14 protein-coding genes are annotated in these 12,373 nt (G+C 67.1%); 13 read left to right on the top strand and 1 reads right to left on the bottom strand.

Annotation, left to right across the window (positions count from 1 at the left end):
* Positions 1–29: 29 nt before the first annotated feature.
* The 13 genes from CRJ03_RS05555 (at position 30) to CRJ03_RS20255 (ending at position 11,722) form a co-directional block, all read left to right on the top strand.
* Positions 30–1,400: a formimidoylglutamate deiminase gene (locus CRJ03_RS05555; RefSeq protein WP_104017905.1), complete on the top strand. Its 1,371-nt coding sequence runs from the start codon at positions 30–32 to the stop codon at positions 1,398–1,400.
* Entirely contained in the window at positions 1,397–2,110 is a 714-nt protein-coding gene (gene hutC, locus CRJ03_RS05550; protein WP_104017904.1) for a histidine utilization transcriptional repressor HutC, read from the top strand. Before CRJ03_RS05555 ends, hutC begins: the two co-directional genes overlap by 4 nt.
* Before the next feature lie 221 nt (positions 2,111–2,331).
* Positions 2,332–3,246, top strand: coding sequence for a LysR family transcriptional regulator (locus tag CRJ03_RS05545; protein ID WP_104017903.1), 915 nt, complete (start codon positions 2,332–2,334; stop codon positions 3,244–3,246).
* Positions 3,247–3,332: 86 nt separating this feature from the next.
* Positions 3,333–4,154 carry a putative hydro-lyase gene (locus CRJ03_RS05540; RefSeq protein ID WP_104017902.1) on the top strand — a complete coding sequence of 274 codons (822 nt, stop codon included), beginning with the start codon at positions 3,333–3,335 and terminating at the stop codon, positions 4,152–4,154.
* 61 nt (positions 4,155–4,215) lie between these two features.
* Positions 4,216–5,253 carry a TRAP transporter substrate-binding protein gene (locus CRJ03_RS05535; RefSeq protein WP_104017901.1) on the top strand — a complete coding sequence of 346 codons (1,038 nt, stop codon included), beginning with the start codon at positions 4,216–4,218 and terminating at the stop codon, positions 5,251–5,253.
* 2 nt (positions 5,254–5,255) lie between these two features.
* Entirely contained in the window at positions 5,256–5,822 is a 567-nt protein-coding gene (locus CRJ03_RS05530; RefSeq protein ID WP_104017900.1) for a TRAP transporter small permease subunit, read from the top strand.
* Positions 5,819–7,102: a TRAP transporter large permease gene (locus CRJ03_RS05525; RefSeq protein WP_104017899.1), complete on the top strand. Its 1,284-nt coding sequence runs from the start codon at positions 5,819–5,821 to the stop codon at positions 7,100–7,102. The genes CRJ03_RS05530 and CRJ03_RS05525 overlap by 4 nt, the downstream gene beginning before the upstream one ends.
* Positions 7,103–7,135: 33 nt before the next feature.
* Positions 7,136–7,894, top strand: coding sequence for a 5-oxoprolinase subunit B family protein (locus tag CRJ03_RS05520; RefSeq protein WP_206018308.1), 759 nt, complete (start codon positions 7,136–7,138; stop codon positions 7,892–7,894).
* The gene (locus tag CRJ03_RS05515) at positions 7,891–8,904 is read left to right on the top strand and encodes a 5-oxoprolinase subunit C family protein (RefSeq protein WP_104017898.1); all 1,014 of its coding nucleotides are present in this window, start codon (positions 7,891–7,893) and stop codon (positions 8,902–8,904) included. Before CRJ03_RS05520 ends, CRJ03_RS05515 begins: the two co-directional genes overlap by 4 nt.
* A 3-nt stretch (positions 8,905–8,907) precedes the next feature.
* Positions 8,908–9,681: a LamB/YcsF family protein gene (locus tag CRJ03_RS05510; RefSeq protein ID WP_104017897.1), complete on the top strand. Its 774-nt coding sequence runs from the start codon at positions 8,908–8,910 to the stop codon at positions 9,679–9,681.
* A 247-nt stretch (positions 9,682–9,928) separates the two neighbouring features.
* Positions 9,929–10,732 (top strand): hypothetical protein, encoded by an 804-nt coding sequence (locus CRJ03_RS05505; protein WP_104017896.1) that lies wholly within the window; start codon positions 9,929–9,931, stop codon positions 10,730–10,732.
* A 21-nt stretch (positions 10,733–10,753) separates the two neighbouring features.
* On the top strand, positions 10,754–11,515 hold the full coding sequence (locus CRJ03_RS05500; RefSeq protein ID WP_240611568.1) for a glycosyltransferase family 2 protein: 762 nt from the start codon (positions 10,754–10,756) through the stop codon (positions 11,513–11,515).
* Positions 11,516–11,518: 3 nt separating this feature from the next.
* Complete coding sequence (locus CRJ03_RS20255; RefSeq protein ID WP_240611567.1) at positions 11,519–11,722, top strand: hypothetical protein; 204 nt, start codon at positions 11,519–11,521, stop codon at positions 11,720–11,722.
* Between the two features lie 3 nt (positions 11,723–11,725).
* Here CRJ03_RS20255 and CRJ03_RS05495 read toward each other — a convergent pair whose 3' ends face one another.
* Entirely contained in the window at positions 11,726–12,328 is a 603-nt protein-coding gene (locus CRJ03_RS05495) for an O-methyltransferase (protein WP_104017946.1), read from the bottom strand.
* Between the last annotated feature and the right edge of the window lie 45 nt (positions 12,329–12,373).

Here is a 12,373-nt window from a genome sequence, read left to right as displayed (position 1 = left end):
TGCACATATTTTGTCAACGGAGTCGCGCCATGCAAATTCTCACGGCAAGTCAGGCCCTTATGCCGGAGGGCTGGCAGCGGGACATCGAAATCCGGGTCGGTGACGATGGGCGAATCGAGTCCGTTGGCCCCATGACCGCCCGCGCCACGCATCACCTCGACCTGCTCCTGCCCGCGCCGCTCAACCTGCACAGCCATGCGTTTCAGCGGGCGATCTCGGGGCTGACCGAGGCGCGCGGCCCCGATCCGGCGGACACGTTCTGGACATGGCGGCAGCAGATGTACCGCTTTCTGGGCGGGCTCGATCCCGACCGGGTGGAGGCCATCGCGGCGATGGTTTTCATGGAGATGCTCGAGGCGGGCTATGGCGCGGTGGCCGAGTTTCACTACCTCCACCACGCCCCCGGGGGGCAGCCTCACGCCGACCCCGCCGAGATGTCGGCGCGGATCGTCGCGGCGGCGCAGCAGGCCGAGATCGGTCTCACGCTCCTGCCGGTGCTCTACCAATGGGGCGGCTGCGACGCGCGCCCGCTCGCGGGCGGGCAGCGCAGGTTCGGCAACGACCCGGACCACTTCGCACGGCTCCACGCGGGCGCGGCGCGGCACGTCGCGGCGCATGGCCATGCCGATGACCGGATCGGCGTGGCCCCGCATTCGCTGCGCGCGGTGGATGCCGATGGCATGGCGGCGGCGCTGGCGCTGGCAGGCGGCGGCCCCGTCCACATGCACCTGGCCGAGCAGGTCGCCGAGGTGGAAGAGGTGCAGGCCCACCGGGGCGCAAGACCCGTGACATGGCTGCTCGACAATCACGCGGTGGACGCGCGCTGGTGCCTCATTCATTGCACGCAGATGACGCCCGAAGAGACGACCCGCCTTGCCGCCACCGGCGCGGTCGCCGGGCTCTGCCCGATCACCGAATCCAATCTCGGCGACGGGATTTTCGACGGGGTGCGCCACCTTGGGGCAGGGGGGCACGCCGGGATCGGTTCGGATTCGAACGTCCATATCGCGCTCTTCGACGAACTGCGCACGCTGGAATATTCGCAACGCCTGCGTGACCGCAGCCGCGCCGCGCTTGCCATGCAAGGTGTGTCCACCGGTCGGCGGCTCTATGACACGGCGCTCGCGGGTGGGGCGCAGGCGGGCGGGCGCAACGCGGGGCGGATCGCACCGGGGGCGTTGGCCGACCTCGTGGCGCTCACCACCGACAACGAATGGCTCTGCAACCGCACCGGCGACACCGCGCTCGACACCGCCATCTTCGGAGGCCACGGTGCGGCCTGCGTCACGGATGTGTGGAGCGGCGGGCGCCACGTCGTGCGCGACGGCCGCCACATCAGGCGCGACACGATCCGTGCGCGCTTCCGTGTGGTCATGGCGGAATTGGAGGCCCGGGCATGAGCGCCCCGGATAAAGGCAGCGACCGGCAGGGCTGGCGCGCGCTGCGCGAGATCATCCACGAGCGCATCCTGTCGGGGGCCTATCCGCCCGGTGCGCGGCTGCCGCGCGACGCCGACCTGGCAGAGCAACTGGGCTGCGCCCGCGCCACCGTGCAGCGCGCCATGCGCGCACTGGCCGACGACGGGCTGATAGAGCGCAAGCGCAAGGGCGGGAGCCGGGTACTGGCGCGGCCCGTCACCCGCGCCACCTTTGACATCCCCGTTGCGCGCGAAGAGGTCGAGGCGACCGGGCGCGCATATGGCTATCAGCTCGTGGCGCGCGACATCACGCAGACGCCGCATTCGGTCGCCGCCGCGATGGGCCTGGCAGCACCAGAGCGGATGCTGCGCGCGCAGGCGCTGCACCTCGCCGACCGGCGGCCCTTCATGTACGAGGACCGCTGGATCAGTCTCGCCACCGTGCCCGAAATCGTGGACGTGGATCTCACCCGTGAGAGCGCCAATGAATGGCTGCTCGCGCACCGTCCCTATAGCCGCTGCACGCTGCGGTTCTCGGCGGCGAACGCCACCGATGCACAGGCCGAATTGCTGGGTACGCGGGCGGGCGATGCGCTCTTCGTCATCGAGCGCGGCACCTGGCTGGGCAGCGCGCCGATCACCTGCGTCACCGCGCTCGCCCCCCCGGGCTACGCGCTCTCCACCGAGGCGTGAGAGCCGTGGCATGGCGCGCGCGCAGGGGCCAGGGCCAAAATGCGCCGCGTCCCCTTGGGATTTCGCAAAAATCCGCCATCGCTACGTTAATTCTGCTTGAAAGGGGGCCACCCTTCCTACGCAGAATTGCCTTGCGCTGGCGGATTTTATGCTGAAACCGGTGGTGCGTGGTGATTGAGTTTCGACCCCAGGTGGCCACGCGACAGCACAGGACACCGCGTATGACCCCGCTCAACCTTGCCCATCTGCACACGTTTCTTGCCGTCGTCCGGACCGGGGGCGTTCGGCGCGCGGCGGTGAGCCTGAACCTCACGCAACCCGCCGTGACCGCCCGCATCCGCAATCTCGAGGACAGCCTGCAAGGCACGCTGTTCGACCGCGAGGCCGGTGGCATGACGCTGACCAAGCAGGGCGAGCGGCTGCTGGTCTATGCCGAAAAGTTCGAGCGATTGCAGGAGATGATCGAGAAGGACGTGATCGACCCCGAGGCGCTGGAGCGGCATCTGCGGATCGGCGTGTCAGAAACCATCGCGCAATGCTGGCTGCCCGATCTCATCGCCCGGCTGCACCGCCGGTTTCCCCGGCTGGAGATCGAGTTCAACGTGGATATCTCGCTCGACCTGCGCGAGCGCCTGTTGGGCCGCGAGATCGACCTGGCGATCCTGCTGGGGCCGATTTCCGAGTACACGGTAGACAATATCGAGCTGCCGGGCTTCGATCTCGCATGGTATGTCGCCACCTCGGCACCGGTCGAGGCAGACCCGGGCGCCTATCTCACCCGTCCGGTGCTGACCTATGCGCGCAACACCCGCCCCTACCGCGAGCTGCGTGAACTGCTCTACGAGCATGTCGGCCCCGACGTGTCGATCTTTCCCTCCTCGTCGCTCTCGGCCTGTTTCCGGCTGGTCGAGGCCGATCTGGGCATCGCCGCCCTGCCGCGCGCGCTGGGCGCGGATTACGTCGCGGCGGGGCGCATCCGCGAGTTTCATCCCGGCTGGGTGCCGCCGCCCTTGCGCTTTACCGCCTCATGGCTGGCCGAGCCGCGTAGCCACATGGTCGAATTCGCGGCGCACGCGGCACGCGACGTGGCACAGGAGTATCGCGCGACGCTCGATGACAGGATGAACGATAGATAATTTCTATATCATCCGACAAATTTATTCGATTTGATTTTATACTTCGACGCGGTCACGGTGGCGGGGTCGCTCAAGGAGGCGCCCCTGTGACCACCGATTTCGATCATCTGAGACGGACCGATCTGCCCGCCCTGCGCGGCGCGATTCGCACCGGGCGCTATGCCGGGCACACCGCCGGGCTCGGGCGCGGGTATCTGCAGGCCAACCTCGTGATCCTCCCCGCCGACATGGCGCTCGATTTCATGCGGTTCTGCCAGCGCAACCCCAAGCCTTGCCCACTGGTGGGCGTGTCGGATACCGGTGATGCGATGATGCGCACGCTGGGTCGCGATATCGACATCCGCAGCGAAGTACCCGCCTACAACATCTATCGCCATGGGCGGCTTGAGCGCTCGGTGACCGACATCACCGATCTGTGGAGCGACGACATGGTGGCCTTCGCGCTTGGCTGTTCCTTTACCTTCGAGCACGCGCTGATGCAGGCGGGCATCCCGCTCTGGCATGTCGAGAATGACACCACGGTGCCGATGTTCCGCACCGACCGCGCTTGCGTGCCCGCCGGGCCGTTCTCGGCGCGGATGGTGGTCAGCATGCGCGCCCTGCCGCCTGATCGCGTGGACGAGGCAGTGGCACTGTCGCGCCGCTACCCGCTCGCACATGGCGCGCCGGTGCATGTGGGCGACCCGGCGGAAATCGGTATCATCGACATCACGCGCCCCGATTGGGGCGATCCCGCGCCGGTCAAGGGCGATCATGTGCCGGTGTACTGGGCCTGCGGGGTGACGCCGCAAGTGGCGATCGAGGCCGCCGCGCCGCCGCTCTGCATCACCCACCGCCCCGGCCACATGCTGATCACCGACATTCCCGAAGAGGCCGAAGTGCCCGTGCTGGCACCGCAGGCCGCGTAACCCGAAAGACCCGACGGAAAACCGACGGAATACCGACAATAAACCGACAAGGAGAGAGACCATGAAATTCACCGCAATCCTCACCGCCACCACCATCCTCGCCACGCCGCTAGCGGCCCAGGAATTGTCAGTGGTCGGAAGCTGGTCGAGCCTGCCGCTCCACAAGCAATACGAGGCGCCGTTCTGGACCGAGACGTTGCCCGAGGCCTCGAACGGTGAGATCAGCGTCTCGCTCACCACCCACAACCAGATGAATCTCGGCGTGGGCGACGTGTTCCGCCTGCTGGGCCAGGGCGTTTATGACGTGGGCATGACCGTGGCCGATTACGCCGTGGCCGACGCGCCCGAGCTTGAAGGGCTCGACGTGCCGCTGCTGGCTCTGACGGCCGAGGAGGCGCGCGCGATGGTCGATGCCGCGCGCCCGATGGTCGAGGACATCTTCAACGACCGGTTCAACTCCCACGTTCTCGCCATCGCGCCCTACCCGCCGCAGGTGGTGTTCTGCAACGCGCCCGTCACCGAACTGGCCGATCTGGAGGGTCTCAAGGTCCGCGCCTCGGGCCGGATGACCGCGCAATTCCTCGAGGCGCTGGGCGCCGAGGGCATCAACGTCAGCTTCGGCGAAGTGCCCGGCGCGCTGCAGAACGGCGTGGTGGATTGCGCCGTCACCGGGGCCGGCTCGGGCTACAGCGCCGGCTGGTGGGAGGTCTCCACCCACCTGCTGCCCATCCCCCTTGGCGGCTGGGACAGCGTGGTGACGGCGATGAATCTTGACCGCTGGAACAGCCTCGATTCCGAGACGCAATCGCTGATCGAATCGCAGATCGAGACCGAGTTCGAGGATCCCGCCTGGGCCACGGCGCAGGATGCGCTGGTCAACGATATCGCCTGCCTCACCGGCAATGGCGAGTGCCCCTCGGGCGAGGCCCGCGACATGACCCTTGTCGAGGTCTCCGACGCCGATTTCGACCGCGCCCGCGAGGTGCTGGTGAATACCGTGCTGCCCGACTGGGCCGAGCGCGCCGGTGACGAATGGGCGCAGCGCTGGAATGCCAGCGTGGGCGAAACCGTCGGCGTCACCATCCCCGGGGTGAACTAAGCATGACCGGCGCAGCGGCAAGGGCAGAGGCCCTCCTCGGTGCGCTGCGCCGGATCAACCGCGCGGTCGCGGTGCTGGTGGGGGCGGGCCTCATGGCCTGCGCCGCGCTGGTGCTGGCGGACATCGCGCTGCGCCGGGTTCACGCATCCTTTGGCGGCACCGACGAGATCAGCGGCTATGTCATGGCAATCGCCACCGCCTGGGGCATGGGCTATGCGCTGACAGAGCTGGGCCATGTACGCATCGACATCCTGCGCACGCGCGGCGGCGCGGGCGTGCGGGCGATGTTCGACCTCTTTTCGGCGCTGGTGCTGGCGGGCACGGTGAGCCTCGTGGCGATCAAGGCGTGGCCGGTGGTGGAACGCTCGCTCGCCAATTCCTCGCGCGCCAACACCCCGCTGGAGACGCCGCTCGCACTGGTGCAACTGCCGTGGTTCGCGGGCTGGATCTGGTTCGCTCTGATGGCGTGGCTCACATTCGCCGCGGCGCTCGTTCTGGTGCTGCAAGGCCGCTTCGATGCCGCCGACCGCGCCATCGGCGTGGTGGGTGAGGGGGAGGCCCCGCAATGATCGCCTATGCCACCTTCGGCCTTCTTGGCCTGCTCAGCCTTTCGATCCCGGTGGGCATCGTGCTCTTCCTGCTGGGCTTTGGCCTCGACATCTTCTTCACGCCCTTCCCGCTGATCCGGGGCCTCGGCAATCTCGTCTGGTCCACCTCCAACAACCCCACGCTCATCGCTATCCCCTTCTTCGTGCTCCTGGGCGAAATCCTCGTGCGCTCCGGCATCGCCACGCGCACCTACGCCGCGCTCGACCGCTGGGTGAGCTGGCTGCCCGGCGGCCTCGTCCATGCCAACGTGGCCACGGCGACCATGTTCTCGGCCACCTCCGGCAGCTCGGTTGCCACCGCCGCTACCGTCGCCACCGTCGCCATGCCGCAGGCGGAAAAGCTGGGCTACGACCCGCGGCTGTTCTCCGGCGCGATCGCGGCGGGCGGCACGCTCGGCATCATGATCCCACCCTCGATCAACCTCATCGTCTACGGCTTCCTCACCCAAAGCTCGATCCCCAAGCTGTTTCTCGCGGGGCTCGTCCCCGGTGTGGGCCTCGCGCTCGCCTTCATGGTGGTCACCGTGCTCATCTGCATCGTGCGCCCGTCGCTGGGCGGCACGCGGCGTATCTTTCCGCTGGCCGAGATGCTGCGCGCGCTCGTCCAACTGATCCCGATCATCCTGCTCTTCGCCGCGATCATCGGCTCGATCTACAAGGGCTGGGCGACGCCGACCGAGGCGGCCTCGGTGGGCGTCGCCGGCGCGCTGCTCATTGCCGCGCTCTTCGGCACCCTCAACCGCGACGTGCTGGGCCAGAGCCTCTTGGGCACCGTCAAGATCACCGCCATGATCATGCTCGTGGTCATCGGCGCGTCTTTCCTGAACTTCACCCTCGCCGCCGCCGGGCTGGGCAACGAACTCCAATCCATGCTGGGCAATCTCGGCCTCTCGCCCCTGGGCACGATCCTCGTCATCGTCGGCATCTACATCGTGCTCGGCTTCTTCATCGAGACGCTGTCGCTCATGGTCGTCACCATCCCCATCGTCGTGCCGCTCGTCGTCGCGCAGGGGTTCGACCCGATCTGGTTCGGTATCCTGATGATCGTGCTGATCGAGATGGCGCTCATCACCCCGCCCGTCGGCCTAAACCTCTACGTGGTGCAGGGCGCGCGGCAGGGCGGGCGCATGTCAGAGGTGATGGTGGGCGCGGCACCCTACGCACTGACCATGCTGGTGATGGCGGGGCTGCTGATCGCCTTTCCGCAGATCGCCCTGTTTTTGCCGAACGCGGTGCAGTAGACCAAGGCGCGACAAGGCAAGGACAGGATTGACGTGACCGATACGGACCGCTCCGCAGGCAACGTGACCTTCCCCCGCATCGGGAGCGTGGGGCTGGACGGGCTGCTCGTCTCCTTTGGTGACCGGCTGAGCGAGGCGGGCAACCGCGCGGCGCTTGCCTTTCGCGCGGCGGTGGAGCGGGAAAGCCCCGAGGGTGTGGCGGAGACTTCTACATCCCTCGTCTCCACCTTCCTGCGCCTCGATGCGCTGCACGCCGATCCGGACGCCGTGGCGCGCGAGATGCAGGCGCTTCTCGACAGCCGCGATTGGTACAGCGCCGATCTGCCGCAGGGTCGCCGCCTCTGGCGCATCCCCACGATCTACGGCACCGATCTCGCGCCACAACTGGAGGAGGCGGCGGAGGAGGCGGGCCTCTCGCCCGAGACCGCCGCGCGCGAGATCGCGGGCACGCGCGTGCGGGTGCAGACCATCGGCTTCGCCCCCGGACAGCCCTATCTGGGCGAGCTACCGGAACATTGGAACATCCCGCGCCAGCAGGCGCTGACAGAGCGGGTTCCGGTGGGCGCACTGGTGCTGGCGATCCGGCAGCTTGTGCTGTTTTCGGTCTCGACGCCGACCGGCTGGCGGCACATCGGGCAGACGGGGTTTCGCCTGTTTCGCCCCGAGGCAGAAGAGCCCTTCGTGCTGCGCCCCGGCGACGAAGTGATTTTTGATTCGGTGGAGCGCGAGGCATATAACCGCCTGTGCGACGCGGGCCCCGATGGCGGCGCCACCTGCGAGGCGATCCGATGAGCCGCGCGCTGATCGTGCATCAGGCCGGGCCAGGCGTCACCGTTCAGGATCTCGGGCGACCGGGATACCTGGCCTATGGCCTCTCGCGCGGCGGCGCTGCGGACCGGTTGGCGCTTTACGAGGGCGCGGCGCTTCTGGGGCAGGCGGTTGACAGCGCCGCGCTGGAAATGGCGGGGATGGGCGGCACGTTCGAGGCGACCGAGGACATTCGCATCGCCCTCACCGGCGCGCCCATGCGCGCGAGCATCGACGGCGCGGCCTTGGCGTGGAACGCCTCTCATCCGCTGCACGCCGGTGCCCGGCTCACCATTGGCCCGGCCACCGCCGGGGTCTATGGCTATCTGCATGTGGGCGGTGGTATCGCCACCCCGGAAATTCTCGGCGCACGCTCCGCCCATCTCGCCGCCGGGATCGGCGCGGCGCTTGCAGCAGGCGATACCCTGCCCGTGGGGCCGGACCGGGGCAGAGAAACCGGCCTTGTCCTCGACGCAGACGACCGGTTTTCGGGCGGCGAGGTCCGCGTGGTGGCGGGCTATCAGACCGGGATGTTTCCCGACGAGGAGGTGGCGCGGTTCGAGGAGACGCGCTTCACCCGCGACGCGCGCGGCAACCGCATGGGCGTGCGCCTCGCCCCCGATGGCGACGGGTTTGCCAGCCGCGCGGGCCTCACGGTGCTGTCCGAGGCCATCGTTCCGGGCGATATCCAGGTCACCGGCGACGGCGCGCCCTTCGTGCTGATGTCCGAGTGCCAGACGACGGGTGGCTATCCGCGGATAGGGGCGGTGCTGCCCTGTGACCTGCCGCGCGTGGCGCAGGCAGCCCCCGGCACGGCGCTGCGTCTGCGCTTCGTCCCCTCGGACGAGGCATTGGCCGCCGAGCGCCGCGCGGCAGAGGCGCGCGACGGGCTGCGCCGCCGCCTCACGCACCTCACGCGCGACCCCCACGACATCCGCGATCTTTTGTCCTATCAACTCATCAGCGGCGTCATCGCCGGAAACGAGGAGGAATGAGCCATGCAGGAAAGTATCGATCTCAATGCCGACATGGGCGAAAGCTTCGGGCCGTGGAAGATGGGCGACGATGCCGCGCTTCTGGACGTGGTCAGCTCCGCCAATATCGCCTGCGGCTTTCACGCGGGCGACGCCGACGTGATGGCCGCGACGATAGCGCGCGCGGTGGCCAATGATGTCGGCATCGGCGCGCATCCCGGCTTCCGCGATCTTCAGGGCTTTGGCCGCCGCCGCATGGACGTGCCCCATGCCACGCTCGCCAATCAGGTCCGCTACCAGGTGGGCGCGGCGCAAGGCATGGCCCGCGCGGCGGGCGGCGCTGTGCGGCATCTGAAACTCCACGGGGCATTGGCCAACATGGCGTCCGAGAACGAAAACCTCGCCCGCGCGTGTTACGAGGCAGCGCTGTCGGTCGATCCCGATATCATCATCATGGTGCTCGCGGGCACCGCGCAGGAGGCGGCGGCGCGCTCCCTCGGCGCGCGCATGGCCTGCGAGATATTCGCCGACCGCGCCTACAATGCCGATTGCACGCTCGTGGACCGGCGACAGCCCGGCGCGGTGATCCACGACGCCGACCGCGCCGCCGCCCGCATCCTGGAGATGCTGCGCGCAGGCGCGATCATTGCCGAGGACGGCACGCATATCCCCACGCGCATCGACACCATCTGCCTGCATGGCGACACGCCCGAGGCGGTGGCCATCGCCCGCGCGCTGCGCGAAGGTCTAGAGGCGGCAGGGGTGCGCATCGCCCGGTTCGAGGGCGCGCGCGGGTAGGTGTCAGGAATGCAACGGCTCGCGCGCGTGCCCTGCGCGAGGTTTCCGTGCGGCAACACTCCATCGTTAACCGCAAACCTCCGCATTACGCCCTTGGCGCGGAACCGCCAGCTGTGGTCTATTGCCGGGGAAATGACAATCTACATCCCGATGCATGAACACACCGTTTGGCTTACCGTCCCCGGACAAGGATCCGCATCTGAATAGCAGCCAGACCAGCCCGGCCCATAGGAAAAAGGAGACGCGCATGTCACTTGCCACCATCGCCATGTTCTGGGACGGCCCGCCGCTCGGCTTTATCGAGCGGCTCTGCGTGCAATCCTTCGTGGATGCGGGTCACCCGGTCGTGATGTTCTCATACGGCCCGGTTGAGGGTCTGCCCGCCGGGGTCGAGCCGGCGCCGGCCACCGATATCCTGCCCAACCCGAAAACCATGATCCGCCACGCGCGCACCGGCAGTCCCGCACCCTATAGCGACAAGTTTCGCTATCACCTTCTGGCGCGACATGACGGCATCATCTGGTCAGATACGGATGCGTACTGTTTGCGTCCGTTCGAGCCGCGCGCGGGCTATTTCTTCGGTCGAGAGAACGACGCGGTGGTCGCCAACGGCGTGCTGGCACTGCCCGCCGCCTCGCCCACCCTGAAATCTCTCATCGCGTTTTGTGATGACGAATACGCTATTCCCGTTTGGATGGGTCAGAGGCATCTTGCCGAGATCGAGCGCCGCGCTGCGGAGTCTGATCCGATGCATGTCTCGGAAATGCCGTGGGGTGTGTGGGGGCCGCGCGCGCTGTCGCATTTTCTCAAGGAGCATGACGAGTTTCGCCACGCCCTGCCGCCGCATGTGCTCTACCCGGTGTCGTTCAGGGACCGGCGGCTTTATTTCCGCAATGCCACGATGACGTGGAACCGGGTCCGCGAGGATACCGTGTCGATTCATTTCTACGGTCGACGCTGCCGGGCGCGGCTCCGGCTCGTGCATGACGGGGTGCCGCCACCGGGATCGGTGCTGGCCGAACTGGCAGAGCGGCACGGGGTGGCCGCCTGAGGCCGGGAAGGAAAGGGGCGCATGGAACGCTTTGTCATTGTCACGCCGATGAAGAACGAGGGGCCGTTCATCCTTGAATGGGTGGCCCACAACCTCGCCATCGGGGCGGATGTGATCGCGGTCTTTTCCAACGACTGCACCGACGGCTCGGATGAGCTGCTCGACCGGCTCGATGTGATGGGCAAGATCCGCCATTTCGACAATTCCTCACGCCGCCCCGCGCCGCAGCGCCGCGCCTATCGCCGGTTTCTCAAGATGGACCTCGCCGGGCCCGACGACTGGGTCATTCCCATCGACGCCGACGAGTTCATCAACGTCAAGACCGGTGATCACACCCTGTGCGCGCTGACCGATGCCGTGCCGGAGGCACGCACCCTCTCGATGACCTGGCGTCTCTTCGGCAATGCCGGGGTCACCGCTTATGACGAGGGGTTCCTCACCGATCAGTTCCGCATGGCCGCGGCCGACATGACCCGCCGTCCACCGCAGGCGTGGGGGCTCAAGACCATGTTCCATCGCGGTCTTTGGGGTCATATCGGCGTGCACCGGCCCAAGCGGCCCACCGTCGAGACATTTGCCGAAACGCATTGGTATAACGGCTCGGGCCAGCCGATGCCCGACCGCTACATGGAGGGCAGTTGGCGTTCGGGGCCCGACTCGCTTGGCTACGACCTCGTGCAACTCAACCACTATGCTCTAAAATCCTGCGAATCCTATCTCGTGAAAAAGGCGCGCGGACGCGCCCATCACGGTGGCGAGGCGCTTGGCCTCGACTACTGGTAAAAGATGAATCACAACCGGATCGAAGATCGCAGCATCGACGCGATCCGTCCGCGCAAGGCGGAAATCTTCGAGGATTTGCTCGCCGATCCTGAGCTGCGCCGCCTGCACGAGGCGTGCTGCTCCCGCCACCGCGAGATGATCGCGGAACTACGCGCGCGCCCCGATTTCGATGCCCTGATGCGGGCGCTCCTGCCCGAGGCCGCGTGAAGCTCAGAATGCGTTGGTGAATGCGCCGACGATCTGCGTAAGCGCCTCGCGCGGCAGGGCACGTTTTCTCAGCACGAATTTCGCCATGCGTCCGCGCATCTCGACCGGCTCTGCAAAACGTTCCACCGCGTGATAACTCGGTCGGTCGCCGTAGTCGTCGAACAGCACCACGGTCTTGCGGGTGCTGCGCAGCATCACCGCGTAAAAACACGCCTCACGAAAGCGACCGTCGATCAGCACGGTATCGGGAGCAATGAAATCGGGCCGGTCCCAGACCTCGAGCGGATAGCGGTGATAGCGGCGATAGCCCGAATGATCCACCGGACGCCCCCATTTCCCGGTCTTGCCGATCGCGCTGTGGTGCAGATGCACCTCGGAGGCTGTCCCCGCCTGATCGAGATAGGCTTGCAGGTTTCGCGTCCACTGCTTGTCGCTCTCCACAGAGAACACCGTCTTGCCCGGCATCTCCGAGGCGAGCACCGTCGAGCCGCCGCTGCCATATTCGAGGATGACGCGCGCCCTGGCATAGGTATCGCGGACAAGGTCGGCCACCTCGGGCGAAAATGTCAGTTCCGGTTTCGCAATGCTCTCCTGATCCATGCTCATGTCTTTATCTCCGGCAATTTTCGCCCCAAATCGCTTCACGGCAAT

It is taken from the genome of Roseovarius nitratireducens, from assembly GCF_002925845.1.
GTDB lineage: Bacteria > Pseudomonadota > Alphaproteobacteria > Rhodobacterales > Rhodobacteraceae > Roseovarius > Roseovarius nitratireducens.
This window is presented reverse-complemented; position numbering and strand designations above follow the sequence as displayed.